The sequence below is a fragment of the Streptomyces sp. NPDC005955 genome (assembly GCF_042871255.1).
Lineage (GTDB): Bacteria > Actinomycetota > Actinomycetes > Streptomycetales > Streptomycetaceae > Streptomyces.
On the sequence record NZ_JBIAIF010000005.1, the window covers coordinates 316,973 to 341,077 of the forward strand.

Annotated in this window: 10 protein-coding genes; 8 read left to right on the top strand and 2 right to left on the bottom strand. The window is 71.2% G+C overall.

Features of this window, described 5'->3' with window-relative positions:
- Nucleotides 1–282 precede the first annotated feature (282 nt).
- The 6 genes from ACFYOU_RS15725 to ACFYOU_RS15750 all read left to right on the top strand — a co-directional run bounded on the left by ACFYOU_RS15725 (nt 283) and on the right by ACFYOU_RS15750 (nt 18,755).
- On the top strand, nt 283–11,547 hold the full coding sequence (locus ACFYOU_RS15725) for an amino acid adenylation domain-containing protein (RefSeq protein ID WP_391306146.1): 11,265 nt from the start codon (nt 283–285) through the stop codon (nt 11,545–11,547).
- Complete coding sequence (locus ACFYOU_RS15730) at nt 11,544–12,875, top strand: hypothetical protein (protein ID WP_391306149.1); 1,332 nt, start codon at nt 11,544–11,546, stop codon at nt 12,873–12,875. The genes ACFYOU_RS15725 and ACFYOU_RS15730 overlap by 4 nt, the downstream gene beginning before the upstream one ends.
- 107 nt (nt 12,876–12,982) lie before the next feature.
- Entirely contained in the window at nt 12,983–14,176 is a 1,194-nt protein-coding gene (locus tag ACFYOU_RS15735) for a serine hydroxymethyltransferase (protein ID WP_391306151.1), read from the top strand.
- 24 nt (nt 14,177–14,200) lie between these two features.
- The gene (locus ACFYOU_RS15740; protein ID WP_391306153.1) at nt 14,201–15,463 is read left to right on the top strand and encodes an ATP-grasp domain-containing protein; all 1,263 of its coding nucleotides are present in this window, start codon (nt 14,201–14,203) and stop codon (nt 15,461–15,463) included.
- 47 nt (nt 15,464–15,510) lie between these two features.
- Nucleotides 15,511–16,737 carry an MFS transporter gene (locus tag ACFYOU_RS15745; protein ID WP_391306156.1) on the top strand — a complete coding sequence of 409 codons (1,227 nt, stop codon included), beginning with the start codon at nt 15,511–15,513 and terminating at the stop codon, nt 16,735–16,737.
- Nucleotides 16,738–17,408: 671 nt separating this feature from the next.
- Nucleotides 17,409–18,755, top strand: a complete 1,347-nt coding sequence (locus ACFYOU_RS15750; RefSeq protein WP_391306158.1) for a cation:proton antiporter — start codon at nt 17,409–17,411, stop codon at nt 18,753–18,755.
- 66 nt (nt 18,756–18,821) lie between these two features.
- Here ACFYOU_RS15750 and ACFYOU_RS15755 read toward each other — a convergent pair whose 3' ends face one another.
- Nucleotides 18,822–20,150 (bottom strand): TRAM domain-containing protein, encoded by a 1,329-nt coding sequence (locus ACFYOU_RS15755; protein ID WP_391306160.1) that lies wholly within the window; start codon nt 20,148–20,150, stop codon nt 18,822–18,824.
- 116 nt (nt 20,151–20,266) lie between these two features.
- The gene (locus ACFYOU_RS15760; protein ID WP_389765954.1) at nt 20,267–22,315 is read right to left on the bottom strand and encodes an APC family permease; all 2,049 of its coding nucleotides are present in this window, start codon (nt 22,313–22,315) and stop codon (nt 20,267–20,269) included.
- A gap of 424 nt (nt 22,316–22,739) precedes the next feature.
- On the opposite strand from ACFYOU_RS15760, the gene ACFYOU_RS15765 reads away from it, so the two are divergent.
- On the top strand, nt 22,740–23,411 hold the full coding sequence (locus tag ACFYOU_RS15765) for a potassium channel family protein (protein WP_386999500.1): 672 nt from the start codon (nt 22,740–22,742) through the stop codon (nt 23,409–23,411).
- Nucleotides 23,411–24,088, top strand: coding sequence for a potassium channel family protein (locus tag ACFYOU_RS15770; RefSeq protein WP_385488462.1), 678 nt, complete (start codon nt 23,411–23,413; stop codon nt 24,086–24,088). Before ACFYOU_RS15765 ends, ACFYOU_RS15770 begins: the two co-directional genes overlap by 1 nt.
- The last annotated feature ends 17 nt before the right edge of the window (nt 24,089–24,105 follow it).

Here is a 24,105-nt window from a genome sequence, read left to right on the forward strand (position 1 = left end):
AAGCCCCCGGGTAATTCCACTTCGTTTGCGACTCTTTCGGCGAACACTTCGAAGCCGATCCTCCGCCAGCCTCCTTCACGGGCTCCCCGCCCGCATGTCGTCGATTTATGTGACAGCGCCACCTCGACCTGCCGCCGGTATTTTCGGTCCGCAACAGGATTGTCCCGTTCCCGAGGCAGCAGGAAAGCAGGCAGTCAGCCGCTGGGCGGTTCTCACCGCCCTGAGAGTCAGCCGCATATTTCACCGGAACGACCGCATGGTTCATCACGGGGAGGCACGGCAATGACCTTTTTGAGTTCTGTCCTGATCGGTGGCGGGAGCGTACTCGCTCGCTGCGGCGCCGCACTCGTGGCGAAGGGCCACCGCGTCACGGCCGTGGTGACCGACGACGTCACCGCCCGGTCCTGGGCGGTGAAGGCGGGCATCCCCCATCACGAACTCGCCGAAGCCGTGTCCCTCGCGCCGCACCTGTCCTGCGACCTCCTGCTGAGCGTCGGCAACCGTGCGGTGGTGCCCGACGCGCTCCTGGCCTGTGCGAGTCGGGCCGCGGTGAACTACCACTACGGGCCGCTCCCCGCGTACTCAGGTCTGCACACGCCGTCCTGGGCCATCGCGGAAGGGGCGACGGAGTACGGCATCACCTGGCACCGCATGGACCAGGTGGTCGACGGCGGTGCCGTGCTCAAGCGCCAAGAGGTGGCGATCGGGCCCGAGGACACCGCGCTCTCGCTGGGTCTGAAGTGCGACGAAGCGGCCGTCGCCGGCGTGGCCGACCTGGTCGGCGAGATCGCGGAGGGCCGCGCGACCCCGACGCCTCAGGACATCGCGGCCCGCCGCTACTTCTCGCGCCACACCCAGTTCGCCGGCGAGGGGCTGATCGACTGGAACCGTTCGGCCGAGCGCATCGCCGCCATGGTCCGGGCCACCGACCACGGCCCGTTCGCGAGCCCGTTGGTGTGGCCCAAGATCGAGCTCGACGGGCACTTCTACGCCGTCCGGACAGCCCGCTGCGAAACCGGCACCGCGGATGACGCCGTCGCGCCCGGTACCGTCCTCGGCTGCGACGACGCGTCGGGCATGCGAGTGGCCACGGGTGCCGGCACCGTCACCCTGGCACGGCTGTGCACGCTGGAGGGCGAGGAACGACCGGTCCGCGCCGTCACGGCGGGCCACGGGGTCCGGCCCGGCACGGTCCTGCCCAGCCCCGGCGAGGACGCGAGCGCACGCCTGACAGAGGCGGGCACCCGAGCCTCCAAGGCCGCCCGCCACTGGCGTGAACGCCTGATCCACGCCAGCGAGAACCCCTACCGCCTCCCGTATCCGCAGCCACGCCCGAAGACCACGGCGCGCGCCGAGGCGGACCCCACCCCGGTGCGCCGTCGCGTCCCGCTTCCGGAGGGCGGCGACGGCGACCTGGACGCGCCTGCCGCGGCCGCCGCCCATGTCGCCGGTGCGCTCGGCGTCTTCCTGGGGCGGGCGAGCGGCCTACGGGAGGTCGCCCTCGCCATGGCGGCCCCCCGCGAGGGCGTCGACGCCGCACACAAGGAACTGTTCACCGCCTGGCTTCCGCTGCCGTGCCGCATCGACGCCGCGACGGTCGCGGACAACCTGCGGTCGGTGCGGCAGGAGTTCGCACGCGGCCAGGAACGGGGGTGGATACGTCGCGACGCCATCGGCCGTGACGAAGCACTCCGGGAGCACTGGGCCGGCGGCGCGGCGACACCGGACGTACTGATCTCCTGGGGCGCCCGCGACACCGCGGGGCACGACGGCGACCGTCCCAAACTGGAACTCCATGTCCAGGTGGACGGTGCCGAGGAGGGTGCGCACGTCACCTTCCACCACGACGCCGCGCGTCTGCCCGGCGAGGACATCGCCCGGCTGGCCGACCAGTTCACCGCGTGGTGCGGCCGACTCCCTGCCGCCATGGAGTGGCCCGCGGCCGACGCCGACCTTCTCACCGCGGACGAACGCGCCCACCTCGTCGAGGAGTTCAACGACACGGATCTCGACACCGCGAACCTCCCCGAGCAGGGACTGCACCGCCTCTTCGAAGAGGCGGCGCGCGGGCACGCCGAGGACACCGCCCTGGTCTGCGCCGACACCAGCCTGACCTACGCCGAGCTCAACGCCCGCGCCAACCGGCTCGCCCACGCGCTGACCGACCGGGGCGTAGGCCGTGACGACCTGGTCGGCGTGGCCCTGAACCGCTCGTCCGACCTCGTCGTGGCCCTTCTGGCCGTGCTGAAGACGGGCGCCGCCTACGTGCCCGTCGACCCGAAGTTCCCGGCGGAACGCGTCCACCAGATGATCGAAGACGCCGACCCCGTCCTCGTCATCACGCCCGACGAGGTGCCTGCCGTCCTCGCCGCCTGGGACACCCGTTGTGTCAGCGTTCACCTGGGTGCCGAACTGAGCGCCGACGACGACCTCGATGTCGAGAGGGGCGCCGGGGACCTGGCCTACGTCCTGTACACGTCGGGCTCGACCGGCCGCCCCAAGGGGGTCGAGATCACCCATGGGGCGGTGGGCAACTTCCTGACCGCCATGCGTCGGCGCCCCGGGTGCACCCCGGCCGACCGGCTGCTGGCGGTCACCACCGTGTCGTTCGACATCTCCGTGCTGGAGCTGTTCCTGCCCCTGCTCTGCGGCGCGACCACGGTCGTCGCCCGGGCCGAGGAGACCGCGGACGCCGAGGCCCTCGCCGGGCTGATGGAGCGGCACGCGATCACCATGATGCAGGGCACCCCCTCCACCTGGCAGTTGTTGTTGGACGCGGGCTGGCGGGGCGCGCCCACGCTGAAGACGATCCTCTGCGGCGGTGAGGCGCTGTCCCAGGACCTGGCCGACCGGCTGCTCGCGACCGCCGCCGGTGGCTCGGTGTGGAACATGTACGGCCCCACCGAGACCACCGTGTGGTCGACGGCGTGGAAGGTGACGGCCGGGGAGGAGGAAGCCGGGGTCCTCATCGGGCAGCCCATCGACCGCACCCGGGTCTACGTCCTCGACGAGAACCTCGCGCCGGTGCCGCTCGGCTTCCCCGGAGAGCTGTGCATCGGCGGCGCCGGAGTCGCCCGCGGCTACCGCGGCGACCCCGGGCAGACGCAGCTCCGTTTCCCGGACAACCCCTTCCACCCGGGCGTCCTCTACCGCACCGGCGACCTGGCCCGCTTCGTCGGACCCGGCAGGCTGACGCTCCTCGGCCGCAACGACCGCCAGATCAAACTGCGCGGGCACCGCATCGAGCTGGGCGACGTCGAGGCGGCCCTCGTCCGCCACGAGGCGGTGCGCCGCGCCGTGGTGGTCGGCCGTGACGATCACCTGGCCGCCTACCTCGTCCGCGACGTCGCCCCGGCCCCGGCCGGCGAGGCCACCGCCGCCGCGGACCAGATCACCGCCCTGGCGGAGTGGGCCGCGGCATGGGACCGCGCCTACGAAGCCGGCTCCGACACCGCCGGCGGCTCTCCAGGGCCGACCGACGCCTCGTTCAACCTGGCGGGCTGGCGCAACAGCTACGACGGTCTCCCCTTCACGGACGAGGAGATGCGCGACTGGCAGCGAAGCTCCGTCCAGCGCATCCTCTCCTACGCGCCGCAGGACGTGTTCGAGATCGGTTCCGGCAGCGGCCTGATGCTGTTCGGCCTGGCGCCGCACTGCCGCAGCTACCACGCCGTCGACGCCTCCGCCGCGGCCGTCGAGACGACCCGGCGGCAGCTGGCCTCCCTGCCGCACGTGACGTGTGAGCAACGCGCCGCCCACGCCCTTCCCGAGGTGGCCGAAGGCACCTTCGACACCGTGGTCGTCAACTCGGTGGCCCAGTACTTCCCCGGCGTCGACTACCTGACCTCGGTCCTGGAGTGGGCGACGAAGGCGGTCACCCACGGACGGGTGTTCCTCGGCGACGTACGCGACCTGGCGCTCCTCGACGTCTTCCACGCCGACGTGGCGCACTTCCGCGCGGAGGGCGAGGCAGGCCGGACCTCCGCCGAGGAGTTGGCGCGCCGCACCGAGCTGGGCATGCGGGCCGAGCGCGAACTGGTGCTCGACCAGGCCTACTTCGCCGGCCTTCAGCAGTTGTTCCCGCAGATCAGCCGCGTCGGCATCGCCCTGCGCGACGGCCGCCACGTCAACGAGATGACGCGCTACCGTTACGACGTCATCCTGCACATCGGCGAGGACACCCCACCTGTCACCCCGGCGGTGGAAAAGGACTGGCAGGCCGACGGTCTCGACCTGACCGCGCTCCGCGCCGAGCTGGCCTCCGTCGCCGAGCACCCGCTGCGCCTGAACGGCATCCCCAACGGCCGCATGGCCGAGGTGTGCGGCCGGGTCGCCGCAGCCCTGGCGGCCAGGGGCACGAGCGTCCCGGCCGCGCCCACGTCCTGGATCGACCCGGTCGATCTCCACGGCGCCGCCGCCGAGGCGGGCCTCGAACTCGCGCTGCTGCCCGGCCGGTCCGACGACACCTGGCGGTGCGACGCCCTGTTCTGGCGACCGGGCCAGACGCCCGACCTCAGCCCGCGCCCCGCCGCGGCGGTGACCCGCGAGGCCCTTCGCCGGTACGCCAACACGCCCGCGGCCGGCGAACCGTCCGCTCCCCCGCTGCACCGCGTGCTGCGCCCCTGGTTGACCGAGCGGCTGCCGGCGTACATGGTGCCGAGCTTCTTCGTGGAGCTGGACGAGCTTCCGCTGACCCCGAACGGCAAGATCGACGAGAACGCGCTGCCGGACCCCGTGGCTCAGGTCGACGCCACCGCCAGGCCCGCCACCGAGCTGGAGCGGGACATCATCACCATCTGGTCGGACGTGCTCGGTCACGACCGGATCGGCGTCGACCAGAACTTCTTCGAGATCGGCGGCACTTCGCTGCGGGTCGTCCGGGTCCAGATGCGGCTGGAGGAACTCCTCGGGCGACCCGTCCTCGGGGCCAAGCTCTTCGAGCACTTCACCGTCAGAAGCCTGACCGCCTACCTGGCCGACGGCGCGCGGCCGAGCCAGGAGAGCGTGCCCGCCGCCCGCAGCCGCGCCGGTGACGACGAACCCATCGCGGTCATCGGCATGGCCTGCCGCCTTCCCGGCGACGTCAACACCCCCGAGCAGTACTGGGAGTTGCTGAAGCGCGGCGGAGACGGGATCACCGACGTCCCGAAGGACCGCTGGGACGCCGAGGCGCTGTACGACCCCGACCCGGAGGCGGCAGGCACCTCGTACTGCACCCGGGGCGGGTTCGTCCGTGACATCGACCTCTTCGACGCCTCGTTCTTCGGCATGGCGCCGCGCGAGGCCCGCGCGCTCGACCCCATGCAGCGCCTGGTCCTGGAGACCGCCTGGGAGGCGTTCGAACGCGCCGGATACACCCTGGACCGCCTGCGCGGCAGTCAGACCGGCACGTTCGTCGGCATCGGCAAGAGTTCGGCCTGGCGCGAGTACGGACTCACGACGGCCGGCGGACTGAGCGACCTCGACGGCTATGTGGGCTCGGGTTCCATGGGCGGCACCATGTCCGGCCGGGTGTCGTACGTCTTCGGTCTGCAGGGCCCCGCCCTCACCGTGGACACGGCGTGCTCCTCCTCCTTGGTCACCACCCATCTGGCCTGCAACGCGCTGCGCAACGGCGAGTGCGATCTCGCGGTGTCCTCCGGTGTGAGCCTGATGCTCACCCCCGAACTGCACGTCGAGTTCAGCCGCCTGCGCGGCATGTCCAGGGACGGCCGCTGCCGGTCGTTCTCCTCCGACACCGACGGCACGGGCTGGAGCGAGGGGGCCGCCACGGTCGTCCTCAAGCGGCTGTCCGACGCCCAGCGCGACGGTGACCAGGTCCTTGCCGTGCTGCGCGGCACCGCCGTCAACCACGACGGCCAGAGCGCCAGCCTGACCACGCCGAGCGGCCCCGCCCAGCAGCGGGTCATCCGCGCCTCGCTGGCTGCCTCGGGCCTCCGCCCGGACGACATCGACTACCTGGAGGCGCACGGCACCGGTACCAAGCTGGGCGACCCGATCGAGGGCACCGCCCTCGCGGAGGTCTTCGGCGGCAGCCACTGCGCCGATGCGCCGCTGTGGGTCGGTTCGGCCAAGTCCAACCTCGGCCACACCCAGGCCGCCGCAGGTCTGGCCGGCATGATGAAGGTCGTCCTGGCCATGGGGCACGACATCCTTCCCCGCACCCTCCACGTCGCCGAACCCACCCCTGCCGTGGACTGGAAGGGCGCCGGTATGGCGCTGGTCCAGGAGCAGCAGCCGTGGCCCGCCGGGGACGTGCCGCGGCGCGCGGGCGTCAGCTCGTTCGGCATCGGCGGCACCAACGCCCACGTCATCGTGGAGGAGCCGCCGCGACCGGCCGCGCTCCCCGTGGCGGCGGGCGCGCCCGCGCCGCTGCCCTCCACGGTGCCGATCGTGGTGTCCGGCCACACCGACGCCGCCCTGCGGCGGCAGGCGGAGAACCTGCGCCTGCACCTGGGCAGGCACCCGGAGGACGGCCTCGTCGACGTGGCCCGGTCCCTGGCGACCACCCGCAGCCACCACCGACGCCGGCTGGTGCTCCGGGTCGGCGAGAGGGCCGAACTCCTCGACGAGCTGGCCGCCTTCGCCCGCACCGGCGACGTGCCCGCCGAGTCGGTGCGCACCGTTCCCCACGTCGAGGAACCCCGGCTCGCCCTGCTGTTCACGGGCCAGGGCAGCCAGCTTCCGGGCATGGGCAGGGACGTCTACGACGCACATCCGGTCTTCCGCGAGGCGCTCGACGAGGTCGCCGCCCGTTTCACCGAACTGGAGAAGCCCCTCCTCCAGGTGATGTGGGCCGCGCCGGACAGCGCTGACGCGGCCCTGCTGCACCGCACCGACTTCACCCAGCCCGCCCTGTTCGCCCTGGAGGTCGCGCTGTGGCGGCTGTGGGAGAACTGGGGGGTGCGCCCGGAGCTGCTGCTCGGCCACAGCATCGGCGAACTCGCCGCCGCCCATGTCGCGGGGATCCTCGACCTGGACGACGCCTGCCGACTGGTCGCGGCCCGCGGCCGCCTGATGCAGGCCCTACCCGTCCGCGGCGCCATGACATCGCTGGAAGCCGGCGGCGAGGAGGTGGAGACCGCCATCGACACCCTCGGGCTGCGGGGCACGCTGGACATCGCCGGACTCAACACGCCCGAACAGACGGTGGTGTCCGGTGACACCGACGCCGTCGAGGCGATCGCCGCACACTTCACCGAACGCGGCCGCAAGGCCACGCGGCTGACGGTGTCCCACGCCTTCCACTCACACCACATGGACGGCATGCTCGCCGAGTTCCGGGCCGTGGCGGAATCCGTCCGCTTCCGTCCCGCGGAGATCTCCCTCGTCAGCAGCCTCACCGGCGAACTGGCCGCGCCGGGCGAACTGGAGCACGCCGACTACTGGGTCCGCCAGGTGCGTCACCCGGTCCGCTGCGCCGACGGCATGCTCTCACTGCGCCGCGAGGGGGTGAACACCCTTCTCGAGCTGGGCCCGCAGCCCCTCCTGTCGGGGCTGGGCGCGTTCTGCCTGGCCGACGAGGGACCGCTGGTCTGGGTGCCGTCCTGCACCCCGGACGGAAACGGCGCCTCGGTGATCCAGCGAAGCCTGGCCGAACTGCACGTGCGGGGTGTCCCGGTCGACTGGGACGGCTACTTCGCGCCCTTGGGCGGCCGCCGGGTGGCCCTGCCCACCTACGCCTTCCAGCGGGAGCGGTTCTGGTTCGAGCCGCCGCTGACCCGCGAGGTCGGCGCCGGTCTGAACCCCACCGGGCACCCGCTCCTGGGCGGCGGTGTGAAGATCGCCGGGACCGAGCTGTCCCTGTTCACCCAGGTGGTGGCGACGGACGGGCCCGCATGGGTGCCGGAGCACCAGGTGATGGACACCGTCCTCTTCCCGGGGACGGCGTTCTTCGAGGTGATACGGGCGGCCGGGGACGCGGCCCTCGAAGGCGACTGGGACGTGTCGGACGTGGTGTTCGCCTGGCCCCTCGCGATCGCCCCCGGCGTGCCCGTGCGCCTTCAGGTCACCGTGGGTGCCGAGAGCGGTGGTTCCCGTCCCGTCAAGATCTACAGCTCGCCCGACGGCGAGGACGGCGCGTGGCAGCTGCACGTCGAGGGCTCCCTCACGCCAGCGACAGAGGCCGGCGCCGCGGCCGTCACCGCGGGGGCACTGCCGCCGCAGGACGCCGAACCCCTCGACGTCCCGGCGCTGTACCGGGAGCTGGCATCCGCCGGTTACGGCTTCGGGCCGAACTTCCAGGGCGTCAAGGAGGCCTGGCAGACGGACGGCACGGTGTGGGCCAGGGTCGCGTTGTCGGACAGCGAGCAGCGGTCCGCCGCCGGCTACACCCTGCATCCGGCGCTGCTGGACTCCGCCATGCAGTCGTTCCTCATGACCCAGCGGCTGCGGAACCCGGGCAGCGAGGACGCCTTCGTGCCCTACGAGGCCGAACGCCTTTCGGTACGGGTCAAGGGCCTGGCGGAGGTCTGGGTCCGGGTCGCCGAGTTCGAACTGGGCGAAGGCGAGTTCCGGGGCTCGCTCGACATCTTCGACAGCGAGGGCGGTCACGTCGGCCACCTGCACCGCCTCCACGCACGGCGGATGGACCGGGCGGTGTTGCGCCGCCTGTCCACGGCGGGAGTGGACCGCTTCCGGTTCGACGTCGACTGGCGCCACGTCGACACCGGGGACGTCGAGCTGGGCGGCTCCTGGGGCATGCTGACGCCCGCCGGGGACGTGCCGTGGGCGCGGGAGGCCAAGACCGCCCTGGCCCGGGCCGGCATCCAGCTGATCAAGGTGCAGGATCTGGAGGACGCCGAGGACCTGGACGGCCTGGTGTGCCTGTGGGACTCCGACGCGCCCGTGCCGGACCAGGCGCACGCGTTCGCCGCCAGGGCGCTGGAGCAACTGCAGGAGGCGATCGGTTCGGACTTCCGTGCCCCGCTGGTCTGGGTCACGCGCCGCGCGGTCGGCACCGGCGCCGACGACCTGGTCTCCGGGCCGGGCGCCGGCCCGCTGTGGGGCCTGATGCGGACCGCCCGCAACGAGCACCCCGAGCTGAACCTGCGCCTGATCGACATCGGCGACCAGGCGGCGGACCGCACGGCGCTCGCCGCCGCGTTGATGTTGGAGGCCGAACCGGAGTGCGCCGTCCGCGACGGCGAGGTGCTGGTGCCGCGGCTGGTGCGGACGGTCGAAGAGGCGTCGGCCTCCCCGGAGGGGTTCGTGCGGCCGGACGGCGCGGTGATCGTCACGGGCGGCGTCGGCGACCTCGGCCGGCGCGTGGCCCGCAGGCTGGCCGGCACCCACGGCGTGCGTGACCTGGTGCTGATCTCCCGCCGCGGCGCGGCGGCGCCCGGTGCGCAGGACCTGGTGGACGAGTTGTCCGAGCTGGGCGCCACGGCCACCGTGGTGGCCTGTGACGTGGCGGACCGCGACGATGTCGCCGCGGTACTGGCGCTGTTCGATGAGAAGCGCCCGCTGCGCGGCGTGGTCCACGCGGCAGGTGTGCTGGACGACGGCCTCCTGACCGATCTGACCCCGGAGCGGCTCGACTCGGTCTTCCGGCCCAAAGTGGACGGCCTGTGGCAGCTCCACGAGCTGACCCGGGGCATGGAGCTGGACTTCTTCGTGATGTTCTCCTCCATCTCCAGCGTCATGGGGACACCGGGTCAGGGCAACTACGCCGCTGCCAACGCCTTCATGGACGCGCTCGCCCACCTGCGGCGCGCCGAGGGCCTGACGGCCGCCTCGGTGGCCTTCGGCCCCTGGGAGGGCGAAGGCATGGCCGCGGGGCTGAGCGAGTTCGACCGGGCCCGCTTCGCCCGGCTCGGCCTCGACCGGCTGGCACCGGACGAGGGCCTGGAGCTCCTCGAACTCGCCTCCAGGAGCGGCCTCCCGCTGACGGTGGCGGCGGCGCTGGACCTGAACCGCGTCCAGCGCTACTTCGAGGACCGCGGCGGCATACCGCCCCTGTTCCGCGCGCTGCTCGACAGCGACACCGGCGGACGTTCCCGGGCGGACGGCGAAGCGGACCTGCGCAAGCTGCTGGGCGAGGCCTCGCCGGAGGACCATCCGGACGTCGTGCTGCAGACGATCCGCGCGGAGGTGGCCAAGACCCTGGGCTTCGCCTCGCCGGAGGCGGTGGGGGTCGACCTGCCGCTGCGGGACATCGGCTTCGACTCGCTGAGCGCGGTCCTGATGCGCAACCAGCTGACAAACCTCACCGGGCTCGCCCTGCCCGCGAGGATCGCCTTCGACCACCCCCACCTCGTCGCACTGAGCGAGTTCCTCCTGGAGAAGCTCCTCGCATCGGGCCTCGACGCGGCGTCCGGGCCCGCCAGCGCCCTCGCCACCGGCGCTGGAACCCGCACCCGCACCGAGGCGGTCGATGCCGCGGGTCCCGACCTGACCGCGGCCCGGCAGGGCTGCCTGCACCCCGACCTCCGCTTCGACAACGCCGTCGCGTCGTCCGTACGCCCGGAGGCGGTCTTCGTCACCGGCGCCACCGGGTTCGTCGGCGCCCACCTGCTGCACGAACTGCTCGCCTCCGGCGTGGTCGCCCACTGCCTGGTGCGGGCGGACGACACCGAACGGGCGACACAGCGCCTGATCGGCGCACTCGGCGACTACGGCCTGTGGAGGGAGGAGTTCGCACCGCTCCTGAAGCCGGTGGTGGGCGACGTCGGCCAACCGCTGTTCGGCCTGGACGAGAGGCGCTTCGACGAACTGGCCGACCAGGTCGACGCCATCTGCCACTCCGCCGCCCTGCTGGACTGGATGCGGCCGATGTCGGAATATGTCGGCCCCAACATGGTCGGGACGCACGAGGCGCTGCGGCTGGCCTCACGCGGTCGCGGCAAGGCGTTCCACTTCATCTCCACCTTCGCGACGCTGCCCAGGTACCTGGGGTACCACGTCGCCGAGGACGCTCCGGAGCACGGCTACCAGACCTCCAAGTGGCAGGCGGAGCTGATGGTGGCCGCCGCCCGTCGACGCGGCGCGAAGGCGTCGACGTACCGGCTGCCGTACGTGGGCGCCTCGACCCTCACCGGGCGGTTCCGGCTCGACCGCGGGGACTTCCTGCACAACCTGATCTCCGGCTGCCTCGCGATGGGGAGCTTCCCGTCGCTGGCCGTCGATCTCACGACGGTACTGCCGGTGGACTACCTGTGCCGGACGGTCGCCGCCGCGGTCACCAGCGACCTGACGCGCATCGGCAGGGATTACGACTTCGTCAATTCCGGCGCCCCGGACTTCGACCGCTTCGTCGAGATGGTCGGGGCGGTCGGCAGCGGGGCGGAGATCGTGCCCTTCGACGCATGGCGGCAGCGGGCTCTGGAGTTCGCCGCAGCGCACCGGGCGAGTCCCCTGGCCCGGATCGCCGCCCTGGTGGACGGCCTGACGGCGCAGGGCATGGTGGACATGTTCGCCGCGCTCCCCGTGGGGAGCGACGTCTTCGGCGCGGAGGACTACCCGTCCCCGCCCCTCGACGAGACATTCGTCCGCACCTATGTGCACCGCATCAACACTTCGGACCGAGCGGAGGACACCACGTCATGAGCGAGGCGAACCGGGTACCGGCCGCGACGGTGGACGACGACGTCACTGTCACCGGCACCTACCAGAAGACCGGCACCTTCCTGCACTCCTCGGCGGCGGCGCACGCCGAGCAACTGTCCCCGGTACTGGACAAGTACCAGGTGGACAAGGCGGAGGTGGAGTCGACGCTACCGCCCCGGCGGAAGCTGAACACGAGCCGCTTCCTCCCCGAGTCGCACCCCACCCATGTCGTGCGGATGAACCTGGACGACGATCTGGCGGACAACCTGGCGCGACAGCTGCGCTGCCAGGCGGTGATCCAGGAGAGCTTCGCCGCCGCCTCGATCGGAAGCTACTTCCCGGTCTCCACCATGTTCGAGAACTGCGTCCTGTTCGTGCCCTCCGCGAAGCGCTTCTACGACCTGAACCAGGACATCGTCCAGGAGCACTTCCCCGAGGTCGAGACCGCCGTGGTCAACGCCTTCATCGTGCCAGCCGAGAAGCGCCCGTACGGCACCCACGCGGCCAGCTCGATCGCCCTGCAGATCCCGTCGCTGGTGAGGAAGCAGCTCGGTTTCCCCACCGAGTACCGCAGCTTCCACACCGCGCTGACCCCGACCCCGCTGAGCCGGCAGCCCTTCGTGATCTTCGAGGAGGCCGAGCTGGAGGCCCCGAACCTCCCGTACGTCTACGAGAAGATGCTGGAGCACGGCCTCGCGGGCGAGGAGAAGACGGCCGTCGACAAGGCGCTGTACCTGTTCCAGGAAGGGCGGTTGTCCGAGATCGACCTGCCTTCGGTGCGGGACTACCTGATGGCCATGTACTGGGCGAAGACGTACGCCGACACGCCGTCCCCCGGCTACTACTGCGACAGCCGGGTAGGGGACGCGCTGGTCTTCGACAACTACCGGACCCACGCCGACAGCACCCTGCCCCGCACCTCCAAGGACCGACTCACCATCGACCTGCGCTGCTTCAACAAGGTGCTCTACCCGAAGGGCATGACCAGCGGTCTGGACTTCATCGTCGATCCTGACGAGCGCGCCTACCAGGTGCGGCGCAAGTGGGCGTCGATCGAGTTCCTCCTCGCCACGCTCGGCTACGAGAGCGTTGACGAGTTCCTGCGCCTGGTGTTCGGCGGCACCCGGCGCGCGGCGGACATCGATCCGTTCGGCCTGATGACCGACCTCCAGTTCGGCATCTACAACAAGTCCGAGTACCACCTCCTGGACCAGAACCTGGACGACCACTACGAGCGGGTCGGGGCCCTGTACGAGCGCATCGAGAAGGACGGGGAGTACGTCCTGCCGGAACGGGCCAGGCAGTGCCTCAAGGCACTGAGCGAGTAGCCCGGCAGCCGGAAGGTCCGGCCCGAGAGGCCGTGTTCCCGTCGTCCGGGAAGGGTCGTCGCCCGTCCCGGACGCCCCCCGATTCCACGATCAGCGAGAGGCCTGCCGTGACCCCTGAAGAGATCATTCACCGATTCGGCCGCGTAGGCCCCACCCTCAACCTCTATCCGATCGAGAATCGCCTGAGCGACGGCGCGCGCTCGCTGCTGGGGTCGGACCTGGTGTCGCGCTACCCGAGGATGAGCGGCCCCGGCTACCTGTACGGGGACCCCTCGAACGTGGGCGACCTGTACGAGGAGTGCGCCAGCCTGGCCCGTGAGTACTTCCAGGTCGACCACGCCCTGGTGCACTTCCTCTCCGGTCTGCACGCCATGCAGAGCATGATCTCCACGCTGAGCGAGCCGGGCGAGCGCATCGTGTCCCTGGGGCCGGACGCCGGCGGCCACTACGCCACCGAGCAGATCTGCCGGGACTTCGGGCACGACGTCGGTCTGCTGCCGTTCGACGGCGTGGAGCTTCGACTGGACATGGACCGGCTGGCGGAGCTCCACCGCGCCGTTCCGTCCCGCTTCTACTACGTGGACCTCTCCACGGCGCTCCGGGTTCCAGACATGGAGCAGATGAGGAACGCGGTGGGAAGCGACGCGCTCGTCTGTTTCGACGCCTCACACATACTGGGCCTGCTGCCCGTGCTCTACGACCTCCCCGATCTGTGGCGCCACATCAGCCTGTGCACGGCCAGCACGCACAAGACCTTCCCCGGCCCGCAGAAGGCGGTCATGCTGTCGAGCGACGAAAAGGTCGCCGCGGACATGTCCGAGCACCTCAAGTTCCGGGTGTCGAGCGCGCACACGAACAGCGTCGGGGCCCTCGCGGTCACCTTCAGCGAGCTGATGGACAGTCGTCAGGCCTACGCCCGCGCCGTGATCGCCAATGCGCGGAGGCTGGCGGAGCTGCTGAGCGACCGCGGCTTGTGCGTGGTGGGCGAGCACTTCGGATTCACCGAGACCCACCAGATCTGGGTCCTCCCGCCCGACGACACGCAGGATCCGGTCGACTGGGGCGCCCAGCTGCAGAGTTGCGGTATCCGCGCCTCCGTCGTCCACCTGCCCGCGCAGGGAACGTCCGGGTTGCGCCTGGGGACCCAGGAACTCACCCGTACGGGGATGGACCTGGACGCGATGACCGAGGTGGCCGACCTGACCGCCCGAGCCCTGGGCGGAGGGGACCCGGAGGTCATACGCAAGGAGGTCGCGGCCCTCACGGCCCGGTACGTGACCGTCCGGACCGACTTCGCGTGACGATTCCCAGAGAGGACACAGCAGTTGACCAGTCGGCACGCGCGCGACCAAGTCTTCCTCGTCGTGGGGATCGGAAGTCATGAGGGCCGCGACGACAGGCCGTACCGGGAGTATCTGCTCCGGGCGGCGGCAGACCGTCATGCGGTCTGGCTGTTCGAGAACGAAATGCCCACCTGGCAGAGCGACTACGCCGCCGGATCCACCGTGTTGAACCTCTTCGACACCGACGAGATGATCCGGGCGACGAAGAGCCTCGCCGCGCGGCACGACGTCGTCGGAGTGCTCTGCCCTGACGAAGCGGTACTGCGCCACTATGCGGCGGTCGTGGACTTCCTCGGCCTTCCGGGGCTCTCCGCCGCCACGGCCGCCAACTGCCGGGACAAGAAGACCTCGCGTCGGCTCCTGACGGAGGCGGGGGTGGCCCAGCCGGGGTTCACCACGGTCCGCTCCGCCGAGGAAGCGCGTGCGGCGGCGGCGGAGCTGGGCTACCCGGTCGTCGTCAAACCGCGTACGTTGGGGGCGAGTTACGGCGTCGTCGGCGTCCACCGCCCCGAGGAGATGGCCGAGGCCTTCGCCGTGTCCACCCAGGCCGGCTACCCGGGCGTCGAGGTGCCGGACGACTACCTCGTCGAGCAGTTCCTCACCGGTGAGGAGATCAGCATCGACGGCGTCGTCTACGACGGCCGGTACCGGGCGATGTTCGTGGCCCACAAGAAGGTGGCGGACGCGCCGTACTTCGTCGAGGTCGGGCACACGGTCTTCGGCGACGACCCGCTCGTGGAGGACGGTGCCCTCATCGAGATGCTGCAAGAGGCGCACCGGGCACTCGGCATCACCCACGGGGCGACCCACACCGAGGTCAAACTCACCCCGCGGGGGCCGGTGATCGTGGAGATCAACGGACGCCCGGGCGGAGACCTCGTACCGCGCCTCGGCGAGATGGCCACCGGCATCGACGTGGGAGCGGTCTGCGTCGACGCCGTCACCGGCCGCGAACCACTGATCTCCCGTACCCGGTCCAAGACGGTGAGCATCCGGTTCCTGCGGCCGGAGCAGGATCTCGTGCTCCGGTCGGTCGACCTCTCCGACACCGTCGCCCTGCCCGGCGTCGTGGAGGCGGGGACCGCGGCCGCTCCGGGATCCGTTCTGCGCCGCCCTCCGCACGACTACGTGGCGCGCTATGCCTACATCATCGTCGAGGGCGGCAACGAGAAGGAGTGCGCGGAACTGCTGGACCGGGCGGAACGCACGGTGCGGCTCGATTTCGATCCACTGGAAAGCGAATGACCGGAGCGCCGGCGACCGGTGGGACGGCGTATCGCACGATCAAGGGGGTGCCCACCCCGATACTGATCGTCGCGGCCAGCGCCTTCCTCAACCGTGTCGGCGGCTTCTTCGCCATCTTCCTGGCGCTGATCCTCGCCTCCCGCGGCTTCGGCCCCGGCCAGATCACGACGGCCCTGGCCGTGGTCGCCGGGGCCGGCATCGCGGGCGCGGGCCTGTCGGGCTGGACCGCCGATCGCATGGGCCCGCGCCGGACCCTGGCGCTCTGCACGCTGTCGACGGCGGTGCTGTCGCTGGCGCTGACGGCATTCACGGGGTTCACCGCCTCGGTGATCCTCGCCGCGCTGCTGTCCATGGCGGTCCAGGGCTTCACCCCGGTGGCGCAGGCGGTCATCAGCATCACTGCCCCCGAGGACCGGCGGCTCACCATGTTCGCCGGCTTCCGGACGACCTTCAATGTGGGAGCGGCCCTCGGCGGACTGCTCGGAGGGCTCTGGGCCGAATCCCACATGGACACCTTGCTGCTCGGCAACGCGATCGCGGCATTCGCCTCCACACTGATGCTGTTGGCGCTTCCCTCGACGCTCCGGGAGCGGGCATCGGGATCCGGGAGCGGGACGGCCGGACACCGGGAGAAGAGGGAGAAGAGGGCTCTGTCCGGCGATCCGGTCTTCATGGCGTTCTGTGTCCTGTCCGGAATCACGGCGGTCGTCTACTCCATGCACCTGGGCCCGCTGCCGCTGGCGGTCACCGACGCCGGTTACGGTGCGCGCACGTACGGCGTCATGCTCACCGCCAACGCCGTCATGGTGATGTGCTGCGAAGTCCCGGTGTCACTGGTGATGAGGCGGATTCCCTCCCATGTCGTGGCGGCGCTGGGGTCGGCCTGCGTGGTCAGCGGCATGACGGTCCTGGCCTTCGGCCCGAACTGGACGGTCATCATCGTCTCCGTCGTTCTCTGGACGACCGGGGAGATGCTGGTGGCGCCGACCGCCTCCGAGATCTCGGCGAAGGCGGCTCCCCCGGGGGCGGTGGGGAGATACCAGTCCTTCCTGGGCTTCTGCCAGACGGCGGGAATGTCGGTGGGACCGGCGCTGGGAGTCTTCCTCTACGGCGTCCACGCCGACCTCCCCTGGTGGTCCGCCGGCGTCGCCGGGGTCGGCATCGTGGCCGGAACCTACTTCCTCGTCCGCGCACGCCTGTCACACCCGTCCACGGCAACGGCCGACCCGGACACAACGGATGCAGCACGCATCGCGCGGGGGGCGACAGAGTGACCGCGGCGACGGCGAGGCCCTCGGGTGCCTCCCGGCACACACGGAACTGCCGGGTGCCTGCTGACTCCCCGACACGCGACGGACACCGCGGCGCCGTGCCCGCCCGCCCTCCGGGCCTAGCCGATCGTCGACGGGGGGCGCATGAGTCCCGTGCGCCAACTGACGTTCCGTTCCCGGACGTTCGACTTCTGGCCGATCACCACGGTGCAGATGCCGCTGCTCTTCGCCCCAAGCGAGCACCCGCGTCCACGCGCTGCTCCTGACCGTGTTCCTCTTCGTCGGCATCGCCATCGCCGGTCACCACCTCGGCACCGGTTTCCTCGGCGCCTTCCAGGCCGTCGCGCCGCCGGCCCGCTCCCGATGAGCGGGCCGGAGTGGTGGCCAGCACCTACGTCGTGGGCTACCTGAGGTTCGACGTGCCTGCGGTCGTCGGGCCTCGCCGTCCAAAAGTTCGGGCTCGACACCACCACCGTGTACGGCATCGCGGTCATGGTCCTCGCCGTGGCGGCCTGCACGGGGCTCCGCGCACGAGAACGCACGGAGAAGTCCGCGGTCGCCGCGGCACCTCACCACCACCCGCCGCCGGACCGCACGCCCTCGCTCTCACATCCACGGCTCTGTGCGCGGCACCGCCCACCGCACCCAGGGCATCCCGTCAGGAGATTGCACCCGTGCACCTCGCAGCCTCACCGATCCCGCCGCTGCCGTCCCACCAACTGTTCGTGTTCCTGCTGCAAGCCGGACTGCTCGTCCTCCTCGCCGTACTGTGCGGACGCCTCGCCACCCGGCTCGGGATGCCGGCCGTCGCCGGCGAACTGTGTGTCGGCATCCTCCTCGGGCCGACCATCCTGGGCAACGTCTCCCCCACCGCCGCGAACTGGCTGCTGCCCCAGGACACCGGGCAGTTCCACCTCCTCGACGCGGTCGGCCAGATCGGGGTCCTGCTGCTGGTCGGCATCACGGGCATCGAGATGGACGCCGCCTTGGTACGACGTCGTGGCGTCACCGCTCTCGGCGTCGGCATGGGAGGTCTGCTTCTGCCCTTCGCGCTCGGCTACGCCGCCGGCTGGGCGGCTCCCGCGAGCCTCCTCCCCGACGGCTCCGACCGCCCCGTCTTCGCGCTCTTCATCGCCGTCGCACTGTCCGTCAGCGCGCTGCCGGTCATCGCCAAGATCCTCACCGACATGCACCTCATCCACCGCGACGTCGGCCAACTCACCCTGGCCGCGGGCATGCTGGACGACGTCGTCGGATGGATCCTGCTGTCCGTGGTGTCGGCCATGGCCGTCGGCGGCACGGGAGGCGACCACCTCGTCATGCCGCTGCTCGCCACGGCCCTGGTGCTCACCGTCGCCTTCTGCATACTCAGGCCCTTGGCCAACCGGGTCATGAAGACGGCCGAGCACACTTCGGACACGGCGTTCGTGGTGGGCACCGCAACCGCCTTCGTCCTCCTCTGCTCCGCCGCCACGCACGCACTGGGCCTGGAAGCCATGTTCGGTGCCTTCCTGGCAGGCATGCTCATCAGCGCGGGCCCCCGGAACCTGCGCGCGCGGCTCGCACCCCTGCGCACGGTCGTCCTCGCGGTGTTCGCGCCCCTCTTCTTCGCCACTGCCGGCCTGCGCCTGGAGCTGAGCGCACTCACCGATCCCCTGACGCTCGCGGCCGGCGCCGCCCTGCTGCTGGTTGCCGTCACCGGCAAAGTGGTCGGCGTCTTCGTCGGCGCCAAGGCCGTCGGCGTCGGGACCTGGGAATCCGTCGCCCTGGGCGGCGCGCTCAACGCCCGCGGCGTCATCCAACTCGTCGTCGCGGCCGCGGGACTGCGCATCGGCGTGCTCAACGCCACGTCCTACACGCTCATCGTCCTCGTCGCCATCATCACCTCGTTGATGGCCCCGCCCATCCTGCGCTGGAGCATGCGCCACATCGAGCACACGGCCGAGGAGAAGCTCCGGCAGCACGACCGCTCGGTGCTCGACTGGAAACCGGCCGACCAGACCCCGGACGCACATGTCTGAGGGAGCTTGGGAGGAACATCCGGCTTCTCCGGTGTCACACGAACTCGCGCAGGCGCGAACCGCAGGTCAGGAGCCCTTAGCCACCGGCTCCAGGATCGCCACGCACTCGACGTGGTGCGTCATCGGGAAGAGGTCGAAGGCGCGCAGCGTCCGTACGCGGTAGCCGGCCTCGGCGAAGGAGGCGAGGTCCCGGGCGAGGGCCGCCGGGTCGCAGGCGACGTACGCGATGCGGCGGGCGCCCAGCGCGGCGAGGTGCTCCACCGTGCGGCGCCCGGCACCGGCCCGCGGAGGGTCGAGGACGACCAGGTCGGCCTCGGTGATGCCGGTACGGGGCAGCACCTGCTCCACCTTGCCCTGCTCCACCCGTACCCGCGGGAAGTCCCGCAGGTTGTGCCGCGCGTCCTCCACGGCCCGCTTGCCCGACTCGATGCCGAGGACGGCGCCCCGCTCACCGACCCGGTCGGCCAGCGCGCCCGCGAACAGGCCGACCCCGCAGTAGAGGTCGAGCGCGGTGTCGCCCTTGCGGGGCAGCAGCCCCTGCATCACGGCCTTGACGAGCGTGTCCGCCGCCTTGGGGTGCACCTGCCAGAAGCCGCCGTTGCCGACCCGGTGCGTGCGCTCGTCGGCCCGTTCGCGGACGAAGGGGCGGCCGTGGACGCGGTGCACCCCGCCGTCGTGTTCGTCGACGCGCAGCACGGACACCGGCCGGTCCAGCTCGACCAGCGGGAGCCGGGCCCCGGGGCGCGGGGTCAGGATCACCTGGCGGTCCTGGGAGCCGGTCGCGGCGATCGCCTCGACCGAGGCCATGCCGGGCCAGCTGCGGGCTTCGATGCCCAGTTCGGTGACGCCCTCCGCGGCGATCATGCAGTGGTCGATCGGCTCGACGTCGTGCGAGCGGTGCCGGCGCAGCCCCGCCCGGCCCTCCTCGTCGACCGCGTACTGCACCCGGGTGCGCCACGCGGGGACCTCTCCGACGGGCAGCTTGTCGCCCTCGGCGGGCATCACCGTGCCGTCCCAGCCGACGTCCTCGGGCCTGAGGCCCGCGAGGCGCTGGAGCTGTTCGGCGATGACCTCGCCCTTGAGCCGCCGCTGGGCGCCGGGCTTCGCGTGCTGCCAGTCGCAGCCGCCGCAGCGGCCCGGGCCGGAGAACGGGCACGGTGCGGTCACCCGGTCCTTGGAGGGGTCCCGCACCTCCACGGCGTCCGCGCGCAGGAACCGGGAGTCGTCGTCGCCGTCCGTGACGCGGGCGAGCACCCGCTCGCCGGGGAGTGCGTGGCGGACGAAGAGCACCCGGCCGTCCTCGGTGCGGGCGACGCAGTGGCCGCCGTGGGCGACCGGTCCGACCTCGACCTCGTACTCCTGGCCCACCAGCGATTTCTTCGGTTCTGCCTGCATGGCGGGGTGACTCCACAAGAGGTGAGGGAAGGCTGCGGGACAACAGCCCACCAGTCTACGTGCCCGGTGCGGGTGCAGCGGGCCGTCACCGTACGGAGCCACCCCGTCCGGTCGGCTCAGTCCTTGCCCGTGGGCTCCTTGGCGCGCTTCTCGACGGGGCCGCGCCGCACCGCGCCGGGGGCGTTCCACTCCTGGCGCCTGCGGGCCCGCTTCTTCGCCGCCTCGGAGGACTCCAGTTGGTAGGGCACCGAGGTCACCATCACTCCGGGGGTGAACAGCAGCCGTCCCTTGAGCCGCAGCGCGCTCTGGTTGTGGAGCAGGTGCTCGTACCAGTGGCCCACCACGTACTCGGGGATGATCACGCTCACCGCCTCCCGCGGCGACTCCCGGCGCAGGCCCTTCACGTACTCGATGACGGGCCGGGTGACCTCGCGGTAGGGCGAGTCGAGGACCTTGAGGGGGACGTCTATGCCGCGTCGGTCCCACTCGTCCTTGAGGGCCTTGGTCTCGGTCGGGTCGACGTTGACGCTCAGCGCCTCCAGGGTGTCGGAGCGCATCAGCTTGGCGTAGGACAGGGCCCGCAGGGTGGGGCGGTGGAGCTTGGAGACCAGGACGATGGAGTGCACCCGGGAGGGCCGCACCACGTCGTCGGTGGGCTCCTCGGGGGCGCTGATCTCCTCGGCGACCCGGTCGTAGTGGCGGCGGATCGCGGTCATCGTCGCGTAGAAGATGACCATGCCGAGGAGGGCGACCCAGGCGCCGTGCGTGAACTTGGTGACCAGGACGACGACGAGCACCAGGCCGGTGAAGAAGGCGCCGAAGGCGTTGATGGCCCGGGACCGCTTCATGTGCCGGCGCCGGTCCGCGTCGCGCTCGGTGCGCAGGAGCCGGTTCCAGTGCCGCACCATGCCGGTCTGGCTGAGGGTGAAGGAGACGAAGACGCCGACGATGTAGAGCTGGATCAGTCGGGTGGAGTCGGCGCCGTAGACGACGACGAGGAGGGCGGCGGCACCGGCGAGCAGGACGATCCCGTTGGAGAAGGCGAGCCGGTCGCCGCGGGTGTGGAGCTGGCGCGGCAGGTAGCGGTCCTGGGCGAGGATCGAGCCGAGCAGCGGGAACCCGTTGTACGCGGTGTTCGCGGCCAGGAACAGGACCAGCGCGGTCGCGGCGGCGAGCACCACGAAGAGGAAGGTGCCGTCCCCGAAGACGGCGGCGGCGACCTGGGAGATCACCGGGTCCTGGACGTAGGAGTCGCCGACCGGGGCGCCGTCGTGGACGAGGTCCTTGGCCGGGTTCTCGGCCATCCGCACGTCGGAGGCCATGGCGAGGCCGATGATCCCGCAGAACATGGTGACGGCGAGCAGGCCCATCAGGGCCAGGGTGGTCGCCGCGTTCTTGGACTTGGGCTTGCGGAACGCGGGCACGCCGTTGCTGATCGCTTCGACGCCGGTGAGCGCGGCGCAGCCGGAGGAGAAGGCGCGCAGCAGCAGGAAGACCAGGGCGAAGCCGGCGAGCCCCTGGTGTTCGGCCTGGATCTCGAAGCCGGCGGTGGGCGCCTTGAGGTCGTCGTCGAGGACCAGACCCCGGAACGCGCCCCAGGCGATCATGGTGAAGACCGCGGTGACGAAGACGTAGGTGGGGATGGCGAAGAGCTTCCCCGACTCCCTGACCCCGCGGAGGTTCATCAGGGTGAGCAGCACGATCATGCTGACCGCGACGAGCACCTTGTTCTCGACCACGAACGGGATCGCCGAGCCCAGGTTCTCCACGCCGGAGGAGATCGACACGGCGACGGTGAGGACGTAGTCGACGAGCAGCGCGCTGGCGACCGTGAGGCCGGCCTTGGGGCCGAGGTTGGTGGTGGCGACCTCGTAGTCCCCGCCGCCGCTGGGGTAGGCGTGCACGTTCTGCCGGTACGACGCGACCACCGTGAACATCAGGACGACGACCGCGAGGGCGATCCACGGGCTGAAGTGGTACGCCGACACGCCCGCGATGGAGAGCACCAGCAGCACCTCGCCCGGCGCGTACGCCACGGAGGAGAGCGGATCGGACGCGAAGACGGGGAGGGCGATGCGCTTCGGCAGGAGCGTCTCCCCCAACCGGTCACTGCGCAGGGCGCGCCCGATCAGAAGCCGTTTGGGCACGTCGGTCAGTTTGGACACGCAGAGGATCGTATGCGTTCGAACGGGGGGCCGCCCACCCACCACCCCAGAACTCGTGGTGACGATTCGTCGCCGGTTCCCGGCCGTGCGGGAGGGAGCCGTGGGGCGACCGCGCGTGTGTGTCTTCGGCCCCGGTCTGAGACCCTGTTAAGCCTGAGTCGTCACGATCGGCGGGGACTTGGCAAAGCCCGGGTCAAGCCCGGGTCAAGTCCGCAGGCCCCCGGCCCGCGCCCGTTCGCCGACGACTCCACGGGGCCGTGCGCGCGTCCCGTCCGTCACCGATGCCGGACAACCGCGGCGCCGTGACCGACGTCAACAACTTCAGCGACACCAGACGAATCCAGCCAGTCAGCAAGTCATCCAGTTCGCACGAGTTCACTAGTTCCACTAGTTCAGCGAGAGATCGACAGTCGGAAGGACGGTCGTGCACATCGTCATCATGGGCTGCGGCAGAGTGGGTTCCGCTCTCGCCCAGACCCTGGAGCAGCAGGGGCACACGGTCGCCGTGATCGACCGGGACCCCACCGCCTTCCGGCGCCTGGGCTCCGGGTTCGGCGGACGGCGCGTCACGGGCATCGGTTTCGACCAGGACACCCTGCGGGAGGCCGGCATCGAGGAGGCGGGCGCCTTCGCGGCCGTGTCCAGCGGCGACAACTCCAACATCATCGCGGCCCGGGTGGCGCGCGAGATGTTCGGCATCGAACACGTCGCGGCGCGCATCTACGACCCGCGGCGGGCCGAGGTGTACCAGCGCCTGGGCATCCCGACCGTCGCCACGGTCCGCTGGACCGCCGACCAGATGCTGCGGCGGCTGCTGCCCTCCGGCGCCGAGCCGCTGTGGCGGGACCCGACCGGTGGGGTGCAGCTCGCCGAGGTGCACACCCCTACCTCGTGGGTGGGCCACAAGATCAGTCGTCTCCAGGACGAGACGGGGGTGCGGGTGGCGTTCCTCACCCGGCTGGGCGAGGCGATCCTGCCGACCTCGCAGACCGTGCTCCAGGAAGGTGACCTGGTGCACGTGGTGATGCGCCCGGACGACGTCGACAAGGTGGAGGCCGCGTTCGCCGAGGGCCCCGAGGAAGAAGGCGGTCACTGATGAGGGTCGCCATTGCGGGAGCGGGGGCGGTGGGTCGTTCCATCGCCGGTGAGCTGCTGGAGAACGGTCACGAGATCCTGCTGATCGACAAGGCGCCGACCGCGATCTCGGTCGAGCGCGTGCCCCGGGCGGAGTGGCTGCTCGCCGACGCCTGTGAGATCACCTCGCTGGACGAGGCGGCGCTCCAGCGCTGCAACGTGGTCATCGCCGCCACCGGTGACGACAAGGTGAACCTGGTCGTCTCGCTGCTCGCGAAGACGGAGTACGGCGTTCCGCGGGTGGTCGCCCGGGTGAACAACCCCAAGAACGAGTGGCTGTTCAACGAGTCCTGGGGCGTGGACGTCGCCGTCTCGACGCCCCGGCTGATGTCGGCGCTGGTGGAGGAGGCGGTGAGCGTCGGCGACCTGGTCCGGTTGCTGCGCTTCAGCCACGGTGACGCCAACCTGGTCGAGCTGACGCTGCCCCCGGAGTCGGCGCTCGCGGGCACCCGGGTCGGTGACGTGGCGTGGCCGCAGGACACCTCCCTGGTGACCATCATCCGCGGCACCCGGGTCCTCGCCCCCACCCAGGAGGACTCGCTGGAGGCGGGCGACGAGTTGCTGTTCGTCGCGGCCCAGGCCCGCGAGGAGCAGTTGGAGGACCTGCTGTCGGTGCGGCGCGACCCCGACGAGGACTGAGCCCGCGCCCCGGACCG